Source organism: Bradyrhizobium sp. Ken64, from assembly GCF_055807555.1.
The window spans coordinates 430813-447500 of record NZ_JBVVPA010000001.1 but is presented as its reverse complement, the minus strand read 5'-3'; the positions used below and the strand labels follow the sequence as shown (position 1 = coordinate 447500).

Annotated in this window: 15 protein-coding genes (1 of these 15 running past the window's edge); 6 read left to right on the top strand and 9 right to left on the bottom strand. The window is 63.1% G+C overall.

Annotated elements, in window-relative coordinates; all coding sequences use genetic code 11:
* On the top strand, nt 1-255 hold the final stretch of the coding sequence (locus AC0L2F_RS02180) for a hypothetical protein (protein ID WP_473247336.1). 348 nt of this gene lie to the left of the window's left edge; the window shows 255 of its 603 coding nt (coding positions 349-603); the start codon falls outside the window, past its left edge; its stop codon occupies nt 253-255.
* A gap of 256 nt (nt 256-511) precedes the next feature.
* On the opposite strand, the gene AC0L2F_RS02175 is transcribed toward AC0L2F_RS02180, so the two are convergent.
* Nucleotides 512-1600 (bottom strand): TRAP transporter substrate-binding protein, encoded by a 1089-nt coding sequence (locus AC0L2F_RS02175; RefSeq protein ID WP_063994084.1) that lies wholly within the window; start codon nt 1598-1600, stop codon nt 512-514.
* 288 nt (nt 1601-1888) lie between these two features.
* Here AC0L2F_RS02175 and AC0L2F_RS02170 point away from each other — a divergent pair, with 288 nt between their 5' ends.
* Complete coding sequence (locus tag AC0L2F_RS02170) at nt 1889-2974, top strand: NAD-dependent epimerase/dehydratase family protein (RefSeq protein ID WP_473247335.1); 1086 nt, start codon at nt 1889-1891, stop codon at nt 2972-2974.
* 272 nt (nt 2975-3246) lie between these two features.
* On the opposite strand, the gene AC0L2F_RS02165 is transcribed toward AC0L2F_RS02170, so the two are convergent.
* Nucleotides 3247-5382, bottom strand: a complete 2136-nt coding sequence (locus tag AC0L2F_RS02165) for an ATP-binding protein (protein WP_473247334.1) — start codon at nt 5380-5382, stop codon at nt 3247-3249.
* Between the two features lie 363 nt (nt 5383-5745).
* On the opposite strand from AC0L2F_RS02165, the gene AC0L2F_RS02160 reads away from it, so the two are divergent.
* Nucleotides 5746-6318, top strand: a complete 573-nt coding sequence (locus AC0L2F_RS02160; RefSeq protein ID WP_473247331.1) for a hypothetical protein — start codon at nt 5746-5748, stop codon at nt 6316-6318.
* Between the two features lie 118 nt (nt 6319-6436).
* Here AC0L2F_RS02160 and AC0L2F_RS02155 read toward each other — a convergent pair whose 3' ends face one another.
* From AC0L2F_RS02155 to AC0L2F_RS02135, 5 genes are all read right to left on the bottom strand, one after another.
* Nucleotides 6437-7765 (bottom strand): NAD(P)H-dependent oxidoreductase, encoded by a 1329-nt coding sequence (locus AC0L2F_RS02155; protein ID WP_473247330.1) that lies wholly within the window; start codon nt 7763-7765, stop codon nt 6437-6439.
* 162 nt (nt 7766-7927) lie between these two features.
* The gene (locus tag AC0L2F_RS02150) at nt 7928-8728 is read right to left on the bottom strand and encodes a phytanoyl-CoA dioxygenase family protein (RefSeq protein WP_473247329.1); all 801 of its coding nucleotides are present in this window, start codon (nt 8726-8728) and stop codon (nt 7928-7930) included.
* A 143-nt stretch (nt 8729-8871) separates the two neighbouring features.
* Nucleotides 8872-9546 (bottom strand): GntR family transcriptional regulator, encoded by a 675-nt coding sequence (locus AC0L2F_RS02145; RefSeq protein WP_473247328.1) that lies wholly within the window; start codon nt 9544-9546, stop codon nt 8872-8874.
* Nucleotides 9547-9734: 188 nt separating this feature from the next.
* Entirely contained in the window at nt 9735-10547 is an 813-nt protein-coding gene (locus AC0L2F_RS02140) for an alpha/beta fold hydrolase (RefSeq protein WP_473247327.1), read from the bottom strand.
* A 2-nt stretch (nt 10548-10549) separates the two neighbouring features.
* Nucleotides 10550-11368: an alpha/beta fold hydrolase gene (locus AC0L2F_RS02135; protein ID WP_473247326.1), complete on the bottom strand. Its 819-nt coding sequence runs from the start codon at nt 11366-11368 to the stop codon at nt 10550-10552.
* A gap of 139 nt (nt 11369-11507) precedes the next feature.
* On the opposite strand from AC0L2F_RS02135, the gene AC0L2F_RS02130 reads away from it, so the two are divergent.
* A complete protein-coding gene (locus AC0L2F_RS02130; RefSeq protein ID WP_063994072.1) occupies nt 11508-12050 on the top strand; it encodes a methylated-DNA--[protein]-cysteine S-methyltransferase in 543 nt (180 codons plus the stop codon).
* 17 nt (nt 12051-12067) lie between these two features.
* Here AC0L2F_RS02130 and AC0L2F_RS02125 read toward each other — a convergent pair whose 3' ends face one another.
* Both AC0L2F_RS02125 and AC0L2F_RS02120 read right to left on the bottom strand, forming a co-directional pair.
* A complete protein-coding gene (locus AC0L2F_RS02125; protein ID WP_473247325.1) occupies nt 12068-13612 on the bottom strand; it encodes an acyl-CoA synthetase in 1545 nt (514 codons plus the stop codon).
* Between the two features lie 187 nt (nt 13613-13799).
* Nucleotides 13800-14972, bottom strand: coding sequence for an acetyl-CoA C-acetyltransferase (locus tag AC0L2F_RS02120; RefSeq protein WP_473247324.1), 1173 nt, complete (start codon nt 14970-14972; stop codon nt 13800-13802).
* 209 nt (nt 14973-15181) lie between these two features.
* Between AC0L2F_RS02120 and AC0L2F_RS02115 the strand changes: the two genes are divergently transcribed.
* Nucleotides 15182-15784 (top strand): TetR family transcriptional regulator, encoded by a 603-nt coding sequence (locus AC0L2F_RS02115; protein WP_018453285.1) that lies wholly within the window; start codon nt 15182-15184, stop codon nt 15782-15784.
* A gap of 54 nt (nt 15785-15838) precedes the next feature.
* Nucleotides 15839-16597, top strand: a complete 759-nt coding sequence (locus AC0L2F_RS02110) for an SDR family NAD(P)-dependent oxidoreductase (protein WP_007615252.1) — start codon at nt 15839-15841, stop codon at nt 16595-16597.
* Nucleotides 16598-16688: the final 91 nt, after the last annotated feature.

The window sequence follows — 16688 nt, the reverse complement described above, 5'->3', positions numbered from 1 at the left end:
AACATCAGCCTCGTGCTCGGCGGCTTCGATCCCGCGACCAAGAAATATGTCGGCACCGAAGCCGTGATCAAGGCGCAGATCGCGCAGGTCCAGGCCGACAAGAAGATGCCGGCCAAGGACAAGAAGGAAGCGCTCGACGAACTCAACGAAGCGCTGAAGACGCCGGCGCCGCAGATCGAGAACAAGGCCAACATCGAGCTCGTCGGCAAGTATTACGACAAGCTGGTCGCGGCGCTGGGTGACGATGAGAATTGAGTGCGTCACTCTCGTGTCCCGGACGCGCTGCAACGCGTAAGCGTTGCTGCGCAGAGCCGGGACCCAGAGGCCACGGGATCATCATCGGCATGGGCCCCGGCTCTGCAACGCATCGTCGAAGAGACGCTGCGTAGCGTCCGGGGCACGAGAGCCCAACTTGCTTCGTGCCCTCATCGCAAACATCGCTGCAACAAAAAGCCCCGGAGACATCTCCGGGGCTTTTCGTCGTTTCTGACCTCACGCGTTGCTCAGCGCCTCACGTCCGTGTCCGCATCCGCATCATGAAACTATCGAAACTCAGCTCGGCGACCTGCATCCAGGCCAGCGATTCGCTGCGGAAAGCCGTCAGGCTCGCATACATCTTGCCGAAATGCGGATTGGTCTTGGCGAGATCGGCGTAGATCTCGTTGGCCGCGCCATAGCAGCTCTCCAGCACTTCCTGCGGGAACGGCTTGAGGATCGCACCGGCCACCAGCAGACGCTTGAGTGCCGGCGGATTGACGTAGTCGTATTTGCCGGTCACCCAGGTGAAGGTATCACGCGACGCGGCATCGACCGCCGCCTGGTAGTGCTTCGGCAGCGTATTCCACTTGTCGAGATTGATGACGTTGTGACCCTGGCCGGTGCCTTCCCACCAGCCGGGATAGTAATAGTACTTCGCGACCTTCACGAAGCCGAGCTTCTCGTCGTCATAGGGCCCGACCCATTCGGCGGCATCGAGCGTGCCTTTCTCCAGCGCGGGATAGATATCGCCAGCCGCGATCTGCTGCGGCACGCCGCCGACCTTGGCGATGATCGTTCCGGCAAAGCCGCCGACCCGGAATTTCAGTCCCTTGAGATCGTCGATCGACTTGATCTCCTTCCGGAACCAGCCGCCCATCTGGGCGCCGGTCGACCCGGTCGGAATGCCGATCGTGTTGTACTCCTTCAGGAGATTGTTGATCAGGTCCTGGCCGCCGCCCCACTCCAGCCAGGAAATGTGCTGGCGCGTGTTCAAGCCGAACGGCAGCGCCGTTCCGAACGTGAAGGCGGGGTTCTTGCCCCAATAATAATACAGCGCGGTGTTGCCCATCTCGACCGTGCCGTTGGCGACCGCGTCGAGCACCTGCAGGCCCGGCACGATCTCGCCGGCTGCGAATGGCTGGATCTGGAAACGATTGTCGGTGATCTCGGCGACGCGCTTGGCGAAATACTCGCAGCCGCCGTAGAGCGTATCGAGCGCCTTCGGCCAGCTTGCGGCATATCGCCATTTGATCTCGGGCATCGACTGTGCGATCGCCGGCGCAGCGACGGCACTCGCGGCCAGGCCCAATCCGCCTGCCGTCAGGAATTTACGACGTTCCATGCGCTACCCTCCGTTAAGTCGATGCTTCGACCAGGGAACGATCTTAAGTCGTCTTGTCTTCGTCGACGCTCGACGTTTTCTGTTGAGACGGTGTGGCGTTTCCGAACGGCCCTTGAGGGCCCTCGTAGATGGAATTCCGATCGTTGCGGTTCCGTGCGCGAGGATGACCGGACGCTTCGCCGGAATCAAGCCTCATGGGCGCCTCGCAAGTGCGAACGCCGGCCTGACGCAAGTCGGGCCTGTGAGCGATCTGCTATTCAGTCGCGCCAAAAACCAGGAGGCTTGCGCATGACAGGCAAGAAGGTCGTAGTGGCCGGAGCGAGCGGTCTCGTCGGCAATGCCGCCTTGCGACACTTCGGCCTAGCGGGCGGGTGCGATGTCATTGCCCTGTCCCGGCGGAAGCCGCGCGATCTCTACGGCGCTCGCCATGTCCCGATCGACCTGACCAGCGCAGCTGATTGCGGGCGCGCCGCTTCGGAACTGAGCGGCGCCACGCACCTGATCTACGCTGCGCTCTACGAGGCGCCGCAGCTCGTCGACGGCTGGCGCGACCCGCAGCAGATCAAGACCAACGACCTGATGCTGCGCAATCTGATGGGTGCCCTCGAGCCTGTGGCGCCCGGCCTCAGGCACGTCGCTCTGCTGCAGGGCACCAAGGCCTACGGCGTCCACGTGCGCCCCTTGACCGTGCCGGCCCGCGAAGGCCGCTCTGAAATGTACGAGCAGCACAACTTCTACTGGGCGCAGGAAAACTTCTTGCGCGACCTCCAGGCCGGCAAGGCTTGGCATTGGAGCATCCTGCGGCCGGTGCTGATCGTGGGTCTCGCCATGGGCGGCGCCATGGACCTGATCCCGCCGCTCGGCGTCTATGCCGCGATGCTGCGCGAGCAGGGCAGGCCGCTCGACTACCCCGGCGGCGCCGCGCGGGTGGGGCAGGCCGTCGATGTCGATCTCCTCGCCCGCGCCATCGCCTGGTCGGGCGGGGCCGAGGCCGCGCGCAACGAGGCCTTCAACGTGACCAATGGCGACGTCTTCACCTGGGAGAACATCTGGCCTGCGGTCGCCGATGCACTGGAGATGAAGCCGGGCAAACCGGTCCCGCTGTCGCTCGCCAGGGCGTTTCCATCCTGGGGCGGCCCCTGGGATGCGCTGCGGCGCAAGCACGACCTTGCATCGCCTGCGCTGGCCGAATTTGTCGGCCTCTCGTTCCAATACGCCGACTACAGCCTGCGCTACGGCCAGACCGAATCCGGTCCGCCCTCGATCGTCTCGACCGTGAAGATCAACCGTGCCGGCTTCACTGAGATGATGGACACCGAGGACATGTTCAGGAAGTGGTTCAGGCAGGCGAAGCAAGAGCGGTTGCTGCCATGAAAGCGACTTATCAGGACGTCCAAGTCCACTGCAAGCGGTTGCAGAGGCGGACCGAACCGCAGAGAAAATGTGTTATAAGAAATGATGGCAAGCACTGCATCGGGCAACGGGGCGCTCCGCGAAGCTTCTTTGTCGCGGGTATGCAAGCGGCCCTTCGGCAAAGGGGCAGCATCGCTCCACGGGTCCGCTTATTCAGGCATGGCGGACAAGATCTGCTCAGCCTGAGTTCTTCGCATTTTGACCCAGAGCGGACATCGCGGATATCCAAATTCTTAATATCGATGGCGCTGCTGTAGGCCAGCAACTGAATGGGATGATGTCCTCGCAGTGATTACCAGCTTCTCCTGGCCTCTCAGAGCGTCCAGAAGTTCGTCGGCCGAGAAGGGCTTGATCAGGGCAGTGAGACCTTGCGCGGAAATCAAGTTCATCGTTTGCGACCTGATGTCGCCCGTCATCACGACGGCCGGTACGTTCAAGCCAAGGGCGACACGCAGGCTCTTAATGGTCTCGATGCCATCCGATGAGCCACGTAGGTTGTAGTCACACAGCAGTACATCCGGGCGCAGACCCTGCTCTTTGACAAGGTTCAAGGCTTCTCTCGCCGTTGCAATAACGGTGGCGTCAATCCCTCTTGCCTTCAACGATCTCTGCAGCGCTGATCGCAGGGACGCCTCGTCCTCTATCGCGAGAACGCTGCCCAGGAAGGCACCATGACAAGGGTGCGCCAGCGACGCCGCTTCCGGCACATTGACGCCGGATCGACCGAGCGGAACCTCGATGAAAAACCCTGTGCCCTTCCCTGGGATAGAACGCACCTCGACCCTGTGATCCAATATTTCTCCAAGCCGCCTTACGATCGCAAGGCCCAGCCCAAAACCGCCTCGTTCCGCGCCATCACTCCCCTGGTAGTACTCATCGAATATGTGCGGAAGTTGATCTTCTGTGATACCGATGCCGCTGTCCCAGACCTCGATGCGAACCTTGTCGCCGGTTCGTCGGCATCCAAGCAAGATTCGCCCCCGGTCAGTGTATCGGACTGCATTCGATAAGAGGTTGCGGATCATCTCCGCAAGCATTCGACTGTCGCTGCGGACGATGAGCCCGGAACGTGCAACGCGCAGTCGGAGTCCTCTTTCCTGCACAGACGCGGCGAAGTCTCTAGCGAGCGGCTCGAAGATTTCGACTAGAGAAAACTCACTCAAGGATGGACGCAGTTTTCCGGATTCCAGCTTGTTTACGTCGAGCAGGCTGGAGAGGATGCTGGTCATGGTATCCAGCGATTTCCCAATGTCAGCGACAAGATTGCGCGCTTCGCCGCTTGAATGGAGCGACTCAAGCGCTACCTGCAGAAGTTTCAGGGTCTGCAATGGCTGGCGCATGTCATGGCTTGCCGCAGCAAGAAAGCTCGATTTGGCGCGATCGGCCAATTCTGCCGATTCTAAAGCGTCCTGCAATCGGGACTCCCTCTCCAGAATGGCGTGATGGTGAAGCCTCCGCTCGCTAAACAGGGCAGCAAGAACAAGCGAACCCAATGTGATCGCCAGGATGGTCGCTTGAGACGTCAGCACACGATCTTCGATCGACAGACGTGGGTCCCCGAAAATGCCGATGGTGAAAATTGTCGTCCAGACGACCGTAGTCGAGCAGAGGAACGTGGCAATCGCGGTGAACGCTGAACGAAGGCGAGCGGCGATCCAGAGCAGAAGTGGGCAGAGTGCGCTGACCGCCAGCACCGCGGTCCATGGCTCATTGGGCAAGAAAACCAGCAACGCGCATACGAGAGACACCACGCCGAGCGCAAGAACGCCCTCCGCAACTTCCCCCCGCGGCGGGGGAGCGCGCGCTAACGACGCCAGCCCGATTGCGAGCGGCGTCACGGTAATCATCCCAGTTGCGGCAGATGAAAACCAGTGAAGCCAGATCACCGCCGGGGACGCAGCCGATCCATGAAACAGCGCAAATACTGCCATACCACCAAGGCCGGAAAGGCTCGCTGCAATACCGGTCGCGGCAAATAGCGCAAGTACGCTGCGCAGTTCATTCAACTCGAATGGAGATCCACAGAAGCGGTGAATCAGGCCCGCTATGATGACGACTTCACCGGAGTTCGTGACAGCAAAGAATAACGAACTCCAGATGTTGCGATCGCCTAGCAGGTTAGCCGCGATCGTTGCAGCACCCACTCCGAGCACGACAGGCAGCTGTGCCGCTGGACCAAGCGCGACCAAAATCCCCGAAGCCACTCCCCCCGCTGGCCAGAATAGGGCAACCCCATCGGCCGGGTCCAGTAATGCAAGGCTCAGCCGCGCGGTGAGAAAATAGGCCAGTGCCACTGCGACTGTTAAAAGAACGTCTGCGCCGCCTGCGAGCGGGCGGCGAGCCACCATCTGTTTTGCGGTAATCCCCAATGTCTTCCACCACTCGTCTGGGCCAATATCCCTGACGTGAAAAGCCTTCCGGGGCCGCCGCGACGTCACCAAACTCGGCGGCTCTAGCGACTATAGGCCAGATTTCCTCTCAAGCCATCATGTTGTCGTGCATTAGTCTTCCAGTGGCCCGTTACTGACCTCCGCTCAGGAGGCCGCGACGGCCGCTTCGGGGAGGTGAGCCGACCTGCGCCTCCAAGCTAGGCGACGGCTGCCTTTGACCCGAAGCGGACGCGTGAGGCTGACGAGATCTCTTTCATTTTGCCAAAATGCCAAAGACGACCTGAGAAATAAATGCTACCTTGGGATGCGACTGGCTGCTGTAATCGAATAAGGCGAAAACAGATGGCTGATGAGTCAGGGATTGGGGCTCTTTGGCGAGGGCCGAAAAACTTTTTCAAGAAATTCTCGGACGAAAGATTTGCTGGTTGGGGATTTCTGCTTTCCGTGTTTGGCGGCTGGGGCGTCGAATTTGCATATGGGATCGTGGCCGAGCCCGACCTGAGATCGGGCTTGCGCACGTTCTGTTTGCTTTGGTTCGCGTCGGCCGCGGCTTTCTTCGCCGGCACGTCAGGTGGCTTTTTATTCGGGGTACCGAAGGCTATATCCAACCCCGCCAATACACCTAGCGCGCCGACTGGTCTGTACAAGGTCAACACAAATCTGGAAGAGATATCAGACTGGCTTACAAAGATTATCCTTGGTCTCGGTCTTGTTAATTTGGACAAGGTCATCGCCTTTATTAATTCTGTAGGCGAAGAGGTGGCCACCGCCATCGGGCAGGCGAAAGGCGCGAAAGCTATTGCGATATCTGCCATGATTTATGGCTTTGTCTGCGGATTTATAGTCGTTTACATTTGGACTCGCACGAACCTCAAACTGTATTTAGAAGCAAGCGAGCGCCCAGACCTGAGCTAACGCCGTTTCTCGACGGACTTCTGCTGTTGGCCCATAGCTGACCTGAGGCAATGTTCAGCTTGAGTCCGCAAAGCGTCGGCCAGCGGACATCGCTCAGGCCGCACCAATGAATCTCGATCTATGAGTGCGCGGCCTGATCTGCGCTGACGAATGCCGCTTCCATGGCCTTGCGCGTCCTTATCGTCTCGTTGCCTGCGTCGAATTCGACGTCGCTCCAGCGCACGATCTCGCCATGGGCGACGTCGTGCTTCAGCTTCAGCCGATGCGCGAGGCCGATCGGAAGCGCGCTGGCCCTGAGGCTTGTGGCCGCCGGCACCAGCTTGCCCCACACCGTGTAGCCGCCTTCGCCGTCCAGCATCTCGCCGGCGCGCAGATTGCGTTTTGCCACTGAGGCGACGTCGCCACGGAAGCCGTGGGGCTGCCCGGTCGGTTCGCCGCGCAGCGCGGCCGACAGCACCGAGATGTTCAGCTCGAGGCCGATCAGATGATAGGGCTTGTACATCGCCGCGTACCGTCCGCTGCCGTCGGTCTTGAGGCCGTATTGCCTGAAGCAGTCGGCGGCGTAGTCGTTCGGCGCCTCCAGCACGACATAGACGCCCCAGCGCAGATCGCGAAACACCGGCCGTCCGTCGCGCTCGAGCGAGGAGACCACCTCCACGACGCCCGACCGCTCCAGCACGCCGCCCCTGCTGCGCGGCCGCATGATATGCGGCAGGTCGTCGACGCCGCAGGGTGGAAACAGCAGGCCCTCTGCAGGCACGTCCAGTCCGCAGGCATTGGCGATCGCGGCCATCTCGATCGCCGACTTGGTGCCGTCGAGGAAAGAGTTGAACATCTGCGGATTCATCCCGGCCGATTGCGCCTCGCCCGCGGTCAACCCGTAATGCAGCCAGACGCTGTCAGGCGTCACGTCGTGATAGGCCGGCAGATACTTTGTCCCTTTGCCGGCGGCAACCACGTGAAAACCGGTGGCGCGGGCCCAATCCACCATCTCCGCGGTCAGCGCCGGCTGGTCGCCATAGGCGAGCGAATAGACCACGCCGGCCTTGCGGGCCTCCTCGGCGAGCAGAGGACCCGCCAGCACGTCGGCCTCGACATTGACCATCACGATATGCTTGCCGGCCGCGATCGCCGCGCGGCCGTGCTTGATGCCGACGGCCGGATTGCCGGTCGCCTCCACCACCACGTCCATCGCGCCGCCGGCAATGGCGCGCGCGCCGTCATCGGTGAAGACGGTGGCGGCGATGCGGTCCTCGTCCCACCCGACGGTGCGGCAGGCCTCGCGCGCGCGGTCGCGGTCGATGTCGACGATAATGGGCACCTCCAGCCCCGGCGTATGCGGCACCTGCGCCAGGAACATCGAGCCGAATTTGCCGGCGCCGATCAGCGCCACACGGACGGGCTTGCCGGCGGCAGCGCGGGCCTGGAGGAGGCGGAAGAGGTTCATGGGGATGTCCGATTATGCTCGTGTCCCGGACGCGATGCAGCGTGAAACGCTGCTTCGCAGAGCCGGGACCCAGTGTAAGGGATTCCGTATGGCATGGGCCCCGGCTCTGCAGCGCATCGCTGAAGAAGCGCTGCGCCGCGTCCGGGGCACGAGAGACCTGTCCTACTCCGCCGCCTGCCGCGGCGCACGGGCGAGCCGCACCAGCGCGTCATCATCCACCGTCTTGATCGGCGCAAAATCGCGATGCGCGATGTACTCCGGCCGCGTCGGGGTTCGGATGTAGTTCGAAACTGCGTTCAGCGTCAGGTACACGATCTTGCGCGGGTAGGGCGTGATGTTGCCGGCCGAGCCATGCACGAGATTGCCGTGGAACATCAGCATGCCGCCGGGCTTGCCGGTCGGCGCCACGATGCCGCCCTGCTTGACCAGCCTCGTCACGGTCTCCTCGTCCAGCGTCCACAGCGGATAGGAGGTCGTCGCGAGGTCGTGCGAGGCCTTGAGGTCGCCGGCGTTCTGGCTCTGCGGTACCAGCATCAGCGGGCCATTGATCGGCATCACCTCGTCCAGGAAGATCGCGATGTTCATCGCGCGCGGCTCGGGCATGCCGTCGTCGCGCTTCCAGGTGCCGTAATCCTGGTGCCATTGCCAGACGTCGCCGGTGAAGGCGGATTTTGCGTTGATCTTGAACTGGTGCATGTAGACCTGCTCGCCGAACAGCTGCTCGACGGGGTCGATCATGCGCGGATGCGCACCCAGAATGCCGAACGCCTCATTGTAGAGATGCGCGGCAAAGGCGGTGCGTGGCGCGCCGCTCTTCTCGCGCCAGACTTCCGGCCGGTTCGCGTCATAGATGGCAACCGCCTCGCGCGCGAGGAGATCGACCTCCTCCTGGCTGAACAATTCGGGCAGGAACAGCCAGCCCTCGCGGTGGAAGAACTCCAATTGCTCCTGGGACAGTTTCATAAGGCGTCCTCCTTTGGTTTGTTTTGTTGTCATTCCGGGGGCACGCGAAGCGTGAGCCCGGAATCCATTTCTCCGCAGCGCAGGCCGTCCGATGGATTCCGGGCTCGATGCTGCGCATCGCCCCGGAACGACAGCGTGTGCGGTTACGCCGCCTCTTCCGTCGCCCTCAATCTCTCCTCGGTCAGCCGTCCCGCCGTCTGCGCATGCGCAAGCGCCGCACGTTCGGCCGCCTTCGCATCGCCTGCGAAAATGTGTCCGGCAATGTCGGCATGCTCGGCCCAGGCGCTGCCGCGATAATCGAGCTCCGACAGCACCGTCGCCATCGAGCGGCGCATATGCGGCCATTGCGGCGTAATCGTCTCCTCGATCGCGGGATTGCCGGCGAGCCGATAGATCGCGCGATGAAACTCGACGTCGAGCGCGATCAGCTCGGCGAGCGTGGTCTTGCCATCGATCCCGCGCCCGGCGGCGAGCGCCGCCTCCAGCCGCGCGCGTCCTGCCGCATCGCTTGCGGCGCGTTCGCCGGCAAGCCGCGCCGCCAGCGCATCGATCGCGCCGCGTACCTCGTAGAGCTGGCGGATGCGCGCGGGATCGAGCTGGGTGACTTCAAAGCCGCGCCGGCCGCTCTCGGCGACCAGCCCCTGCCGGTGCAACAGGTGCAGCGCATGCGATACCGGTTGGCGCGATACGCCGAGCCTGTCGGCAAGCTCGTTCTGCCGGATGCGCTGACCGGGCTGCAGCGTGCGGTCGGAGATCGCCTCCAGGATCCGCGCATAGACCTGGTCGATCAGATTCGGAAGCGGGTCGAGAGGGATCACGCCGGCAGCTCCGAGACCGTGAGAGGGAACACGGAATTCCGTATTCGAAGGTACGGCGAGAGGATAAGGGCGTCAAGCGCGACCGACGGGGTCTCCAACCTTGTTTTTGCGCCCCGCCAAGTCGTTGATATTGCTGGGGTCGGCTACTGTGCATGGGGTTGTTTTCGAGGAAAAAAAGCGTGAGGCGTTTACTCCCCCAAAAACGCGTCCACCGCCTCGCCGAACTCCAGCGGCGCCTGCTCGAACATCCAGTGGCCGGCTTCGGGGATCACGGCCGTCTTCGCCCCTGCGATGTGCTCGGCCAGCACGCGCCACATCACCGATAGGCTCCCCGTCGTCGCGCCGCCGCCGATCAGGAGCGTCGGGGTCCTGATCGCCTGCGCGTCCGCGCGCGTGTAGGGCCTGCGCTGCTCGTTGACCTGGCCGAGGAAGGTGATGGCGTTGTCGCGCAATTGCTGCTTCGCCGCCGCCGGCACGCGCCGCCACGAGCCGTCGCCTTCGATGCCTTCGTAGAAATTCTGCAGCGCGCTCTCGATGTCGCCGGCGCGGATCATCTCGACCGAGCGCGCCGTGCGCGCCGCCAGCGGCGGGTGCGCGGGCGTGCCCGCGGGCACCGGCAGGCTCGCATCGAGATCGCCGCCGGGCTCGGCCAGCACCAGCTTTCGCAACAGATCCGGCCGCGACTGCGCCACGCGAAACGCGATGTGGCCGCCGCGCGAATGGCCCATCAGATCGACCGGCGCGGGTTCGACCTGCTCGATGAAGGCGATCACGTCGGCGACGTGCTGGGCCATCTTGTAGTCGTCGCCGACGGCATCCCAGTGCTCGGGAAAGAAGTGCCGCAGGCTGACCGAGATCACGCGATGCGATTTCGACAGCGGACCGAGCACTGAATACCAGGTGCGGAAATCGCCGAGCGTGCCGTGCACGCAGACCAGCGGCGGGCCTCGGCCCATTTCGAGATAGGCCATGTCGTAACCATTGACGCGAAATGTCTGCATGATCAGCTCGCCAGAAAATCCAGCACCACTTCGGAGTATTTCTGCGGTGCCTGCTCGAACATCGGGTGCGTTGCGTTCGGGATGACGGCCGTCCTGGAATACGGCACATGCGCCGCCAGCGCATGCAGCACTTTCGGCAGCAGGCCCTTGGTCCGCGCGCCCAGGATGAACAGCGTCGGCATCCTGATGGACTCCGCGTCCGCCTTCGAGAACGGCGGTCGGTTGTCGCGGACCTGGCCGATCAGGGTGAAGGCGTTGTCACGCAGGTTCTGCTTCACCAGCGCCGGCAGCCGCGGCCAGGTGCCGGCGCCTTCAAGCGTGTCGACGAAAACCGCAAGGCCGCCGTCGATGTCGCCGGCCGCGATCTTCTCGGCCGAGGCCGTGAACCGTGCCAGCAGCGGCGAGGGGCCGCCGGCATAATCGGGGTCGAGGCTCGCATCGAGCTCGCCACCGGGCTCGGCCAGCACCAGCCGCCGAAGCAGCTCCGGCCGCCGCTGCGCTACACGGAAGCAGATGTGCCCGCCGCGGGAATGGCCCATCAAATCGACCGGGCCGAGGTCGAGCTTGTCGATGAAGGCGATGACGTCGTCGACATGCTGGGCGATCGAATAGGTGTCGCCGACGCCATCCCATCGCGCCGGGAAGAAATGCCGCAGGCTGACGCAGATCAGCCGGTGCCGCTGCGACAGCGGCCCGAGCACGCAGCCCCAGACACGGAAGTCGTTGAGCGAACCATGCACGCAGACCAGCGGCGGCCGGCCTCGGTCTTCGCCCACGTCGAGATAGGGCATGTCGTATCCGTTGACGTGGAGGTTTTGCATTGTGGGCTCGCGAAAAGGGAAGGCGGAACTCCTGTGCAAGATTCCCGGAAACCGGGTGGATCGCAACTATTTCCAAGCCTAGATTTGGGCTCAGTTCACATTGGGGGCACGCGAGGGAACGCGAGCCAGGGACCAAACCATGACCGATCAGCATTTTGCCCTGTTCGATAGCAAGATCGGCCTGTGCGCCATTGCCTGGGGTCCGCGCGGCATCAACGGCACGCAACTGCCGATGGGCGGTGAGCAGAAGATCCGCACCCGCATCAGCCAGCGCCATGCCGACGCCAGCGAAGCCGAGCCGACCGCCGACGTGCAACAGGCGATCGACCGCATTACAAAACTGCTCGCGGGCGAGCCGGATGACCTCACCGACATCCCGCTCGATCTCGATGGCGTGCCCGACTTCAACCGCGGCGTCTACGAGATCGCCCGCACCATTCCGCCGGGCAAGACCGTCACCTATGGCGATATTGCCAAGCAACTCGGCGGTGTCGAGCTGTCGCGCGACGTCGGCCAGGCGCTCGGCCGCAACCCGTGCCCGATCGTCGTGCCCTGCCACCGCGTGCTGGCGGCCGGCAACAAGCCCGGCGGCTTCTCGGCCAATGGCGGCGTGGTGACGAAGCTGAAGATGCTGGAGATCGAAGGCGCGCTGGTGAACCACACGCCGAGCTTGTTTGATTGAAGCGATCAGGCGGCTGGCTAGATTTTCGCCGCCGCCTTCGGCCAATATTTGTCGCGCAAATGCCGCTTCACCAGCTTGCCGGTGGGGGTGCGCGGCAGCTCGGCTTCGAAATCGATCGAGCGTGGGCATTTGATCGTCGAGAGGCGGCTCTTGCAGTAGGCGATCAGGTCGGCCTCGAGCTCCTTGCCGGCGCGCTGGGGATCGTGCGGCTGCACCACCGCCTTGACCTCTTCGCCCATCTCCTCGTTCGGCACACCGAACACGGCAACGTCGGCGACCTCGGGGTGGGTGATGAGCACGTCCTCGGTTTCCTGCGGGTAGATGTTCACGCCGCCCGAGATGATCATGTAGGACTTGCGGTCGGTGAGAAAGAGAAAGCCGTCTCTGTCGAGATAGCCGACGTCGCCGAGCGTCGACCAGCCTTTTGCGTTGTAGGCCTTCTTCGTCTTCTCGGGATCGTTGTGATAGGTGAAAACCGGCGCATCGGCGAAATAGACCGTGCCGATCTCGCCCGTCGGCAGCTCCTCGTCGTTTTCGTCCAGAATCTTGATCTTGCCCACCACGGCGCGGCCGACGCTGCCGCGGTGCTCCAGCCATTCTCTCGAGTTGCAGACAGTGACACCGTTGCCTTCGGAGCCAGCGTAATACTCGATCAGGATCGGCCCCCACCATTCGATCATCTTGGCCTTGACGTCGATCGGGCAGGGCGCGGCGGCGTGGATCGCGCCCTTCAGCGTCGAGACGTCGTAGCGGTTGCGGACCTCGTCCGGCAGCTTCAGCATGCGCACGAACATGGTCGGCACGAGCTGCGCGTGGGTCACCTTGTATTTTTCAACCAGCCTCAGGAAATCTTCGGCGTCAAAGTGCTCCATGATGATGGAGGTGCCGCCGAGCACGACCGCCATCATGTTGAAGCGCAGGGGAGCCGCGTGATAGAGCGGCGCCGGTGAGAGATAAATAGTCTCGGCGTTCATGCCGCACATGCCGGCGCAGAGCACGCGCAGAAACGCGTTGGGCTCTTCGATCGGCTTGCCCTCGAACGACTTCTTGATGCCCTTGGGTCGGCCGGTGGTGCCGGACGAATACAGCATGTCGTAGCCGGCGACCTCGTCGGCGATCGGGGTTGTCGGCTGCGCGGCCGCTTCCTTGTCATAGGAGCGGAAGCCGGCTTGCGGCTCGTCCATCATGTAGAAGACCGGCTCGCCGGGCGCACCCTTGATCAGGGCCTTGATCTGGTCGGCGCATTTCGGTGTCGTGATCACGACCTTGGCGCCGCAATCGGCGATGATGTAGTCGATCTCGTCCTGCTTCAAATAGCGGCTGATCGCGGTGTAATAGAGCCCGCTGCGTTGCGCCGCCCAGCAGATCTCCATGAAGGCGAGCCGGTTCTCCATCAGCAGCGCGATGTGGTCGCCGGCCTTCAGCCCGAGCGAGCGGAACAGGTGCGCGCCCTGGTTCGAGAGCTCCTCGAGCTCGCGATAGGTGATCGCCTTGCCGGTCCCGGCCATCTGATAGGCGATCTTGTCGGGTGTGGCGCGGGCGTGGATGGAGGGGTGGGTCATAAGCGCGGTCCCAAGGCATACGAGATGTCGTCCCGGCGAAGGCCGGGACCCATAACCACTAATCGTGGCAATTGAAGTAAACTGTCGCCCCAGCTCGCCCTCACCACAAATTCCTGTGGCTATGGGTCCCGGCCCCCGTGCGCAATTGCGCACTAGGCCGGGACGACACCTCTAATGCGGCAGCAGCTTACAGCCGCTCCACGATCGTCACGTTCGCCATGCCGCCACCCTCGCACATGGTCTGCAAGCCGTAACGCTTGCCGCGCTGATGCAGGGCATGCACCAGGGTCGTCATCAGCTTGGTGCCGGAGCCGCCGAGCGGATGGCCGAGCGCGATGGCGCCGCCATTGACGTTGAGACGCTCGGGATCGGCGCCGGTGGTCTTGAGCCAGGCGGTCGGCACCGAGGCAAAGGCCTCGTTGACCTCGAACAGGTCGATGTCGTCGATCGCCATGCCCGCCTTTTCCAGCGCGCGCTTGGTGGCGTGCAGCGGTGCGTCGAGCATGATCACGGGATCGCCGCCCATCATGGTCATGTGGTGGACGCGCGCCAGCGGCTTGACGCCAAGCTGCTTCAGGCCACGATCGTTCACCACCATCACGCCGGAGGCGCCATCGCAGATCTGGCTGGCGCTGGCCGCGGAGAGCTTGCCGTTTTCGACGATCAGCTTGACGCCCTTGATGCCGTCGAGCGTGGCGTCGAAGCGGATGCCCTCGTCGATATGGTGGGTGTCCTTGGAGCCGTCGGCGCGGGTGATCTCGAGCGGCACGATCTCCTTTTTGAAGTGGCCGGCCTGCGTTGCCGCGATCGCGCGCTGATGGCTGTTATAGGAGTACTCGTCGAGCTCGTCCTTGGAGAGGCCGTATTTCTCGGCCATCATCTCAGCGCCTGTGAACTGGCTGAACACGATGTTCGGATAACGGTGCTCGATACCCGGGCTCTTGTTATTGCCAAAGCCGTTCTTGGCCGGAAGCTGCGACGACAGGCCCATCGGCACGCGCGTCATCGATTCCACGCCGGCGGCGATCACCACGTCCATCGCGCCGGACATCACGGCTTGGGCTGCGAAGTGCAGCGCCTGCTGCGAGGAGCCGCATTGGCGGTCGACCGAAGTGCCCGGCACGCTTTCCGGCAGCTTCGAGGCCATGATCGCATTGCGCGCGACATTGTTGGACTGCTCGCCGACCTGCATGACGCAGCCCATGATCACATCCTCGACCAAAGCGGGATCGACCTTGGTGCGGTCGACCAGCTCGTCCAGCACCTTCGCGGCGAGATCGGCCGGATGCCATCCGGCGAGGCGGCCCCCCTTGCGCCCACCGGCGGTACGCGCAGCGGCGACGATATAAGCCTCGGCCATGTCGGTTTCTCCCTGGATTATTCTGAATGGTTGGTTGTTGGGGTGGATTTAAGGGGTGACCGGTTGTTTAGTCAATCGATCAATTAACTCTTGTGGGGAGGCGCTGCTTGGGCTTATCTGCGGCCGCTCTCGCGCCAAAATCAGGGATCTCCGTGACGACCAGCGTACCGAACAGGCTCCCCAGCGGAAAGAATTCCACGGCAGAGAAATTGCTCGTGGCCGCGAGCGAGCTGATGATCGAACGCTCCTCGATCGAGATTTCGCTGAGCGACATCGCCCAGAAGTCCGGCGCCAATGCCGCGCTGGTCAAATATCACTTCGGCAACAAGGACGGCCTGCTGTTGGCGCTGCTCGAGCGCGACGCGGGGACGGAATTGTCCAATCTCGAATATCTGCTGGCGCAGCCGATCACGCCGACCGCGAAGCTGAAGCTGCATATCGGCGGCATCATCCGCGCCTATCACCGGTTTCCCTATATGAACCGGCTGATCCACTATCTGCTGCACGAGAGCGTCGCGGGCTCCGCGGACGAAGTCTCGAAATTCTTCGTCGCGCCGCTGCTGGATTTCCACCGCCGCCTGCTCGCCGAAGGCGTCAGTCAGGGCGAATTCCGCGCCACCGATCCGGTGCTGTTCTACACCAGCCTGATCGGCGCCTGCGATCACTTGTTCTTCGGCCGGCACGCGATGTCGCGCGCGACGGGCGTCGGCCCGGTCACCGACGACGTCTGCCGACAATACATCAAGCACATGGAAACGCTGATCTGCGGCGGCATTCTCACGAATATCGAGGAAGCTGCCGCGGCCGGATGACCGGCCAGAACGCAGAAGTCTAGAGAAGAAACGTCCAAGGAAAGGTAGCTTACGATGCAGTTGAAAGACGTTGCCGTTCTCATCACCGGCGGTGGTTCGGGCCTTGGTGCCGCGACCGCCCGCGCCATGGCCGCCAAGGGCGCCAAGATCGGCGTGATCGACCAGAGCAAGGAAAACGCCGAGAAGGTTGCCGCCGAAGTGAAGGGCATCGCGCTTCACGCCGATGTCACCAGCGAGGAGCAGATCAAGGCGGCGATCGCCAAGGCGGAAGCCGCGCACGGCGTCGCGCGCGTGCTGATGAACTGCGCCGGCATCGGCGGCTCGCAGCGCATCGTCGGCCGCGACGGCGTCTACCCGCTGGAAAAGTTCGCGCGCATCATCAACGTCAATTTGATCGGCACCTTCAACTGCCTGCGGCTTTTCGCCGAGCGTCTCGTCACGATCGAGCCGGTCGGTGAAGAACGCGGCGTCATCGTCAACACGGCGTCGGTCGCGGCTTACGAAGGCCAGATCGGCCAGATCGCTTATGCAGCGTCGAAGGGCGGCGTCGTCGGTCTCACGCTGCCGGCCGCGCGCGACCTCGCGAGCCAGAAGATCCGCGTCAACACGATCGCGCCCGGCCTGTTCCTGACGCCGCTGCTGATGGGTCTGAACGAAGAGGCCCGCAAGAGCTTAGGGGCCCAGGTGCCGCATCCCGCGCGCCTTGGCGATGCCAATGAATACGGCTCGCTGGCCGTGCATATCGTCGAGAACCCGATGCTCAACGGCGAAACCATCCGCCTCGACGGCGCGATCCGCATGGCGCCGCGGTAGCTCTTCCTCCCTTCTCCCCTTGTGGGAGAAGGTGGCGCGCGTAGCGCAACGGATGAGGGGTTCTCTCCACGATCTCACCCGGAGACAGACC

Bases quoted from the DNA above. Each gene is read 5' to 3' on its own strand.
- AC0L2F_RS02175 (WP_063994084.1), bottom strand. From the start codon at position 1,600: ATGGAACGTCGTAAATTCCTGACGGCAGGCGGATTGGGCCTGGCCGCG.
- AC0L2F_RS02170 (WP_473247335.1), top strand. From the start codon at position 1,889: ATGACAGGCAAGAAGGTCGTAGTGGCCGGAGCGAGCGGTCTCGTCGGC.
- AC0L2F_RS02160 (WP_473247331.1), top strand. From the start codon at position 5,746: ATGGCTGATGAGTCAGGGATTGGGGCTCTTTGGCGAGGGCCGAAAAAC.
- AC0L2F_RS02155 (WP_473247330.1), bottom strand. From the start codon at position 7,765: ATGAACCTCTTCCGCCTCCTCCAGGCCCGCGCTGCCGCCGGCAAGCCC.
- AC0L2F_RS02150 (WP_473247329.1), bottom strand. From the start codon at position 8,728: ATGAAACTGTCCCAGGAGCAATTGGAGTTCTTCCACCGCGAGGGCTGG.
- AC0L2F_RS02140 (WP_473247327.1), bottom strand. From the start codon at position 10,547: ATGCAGACATTTCGCGTCAATGGTTACGACATGGCCTATCTCGAAATG.
- AC0L2F_RS02135 (WP_473247326.1), bottom strand. From the start codon at position 11,368: ATGCAAAACCTCCACGTCAACGGATACGACATGCCCTATCTCGACGTG.
- AC0L2F_RS02130 (WP_063994072.1), top strand. From the start codon at position 11,508: ATGACCGATCAGCATTTTGCCCTGTTCGATAGCAAGATCGGCCTGTGC.
- AC0L2F_RS02125 (WP_473247325.1), bottom strand. From the start codon at position 13,612: ATGACCCACCCCTCCATCCACGCCCGCGCCACACCCGACAAGATCGCC.
- AC0L2F_RS02120 (WP_473247324.1), bottom strand. From the start codon at position 14,972: ATGGCCGAGGCTTATATCGTCGCCGCTGCGCGTACCGCCGGTGGGCGC.
- AC0L2F_RS02110 (WP_007615252.1), top strand. From the start codon at position 15,839: ATGCAGTTGAAAGACGTTGCCGTTCTCATCACCGGCGGTGGTTCGGGC.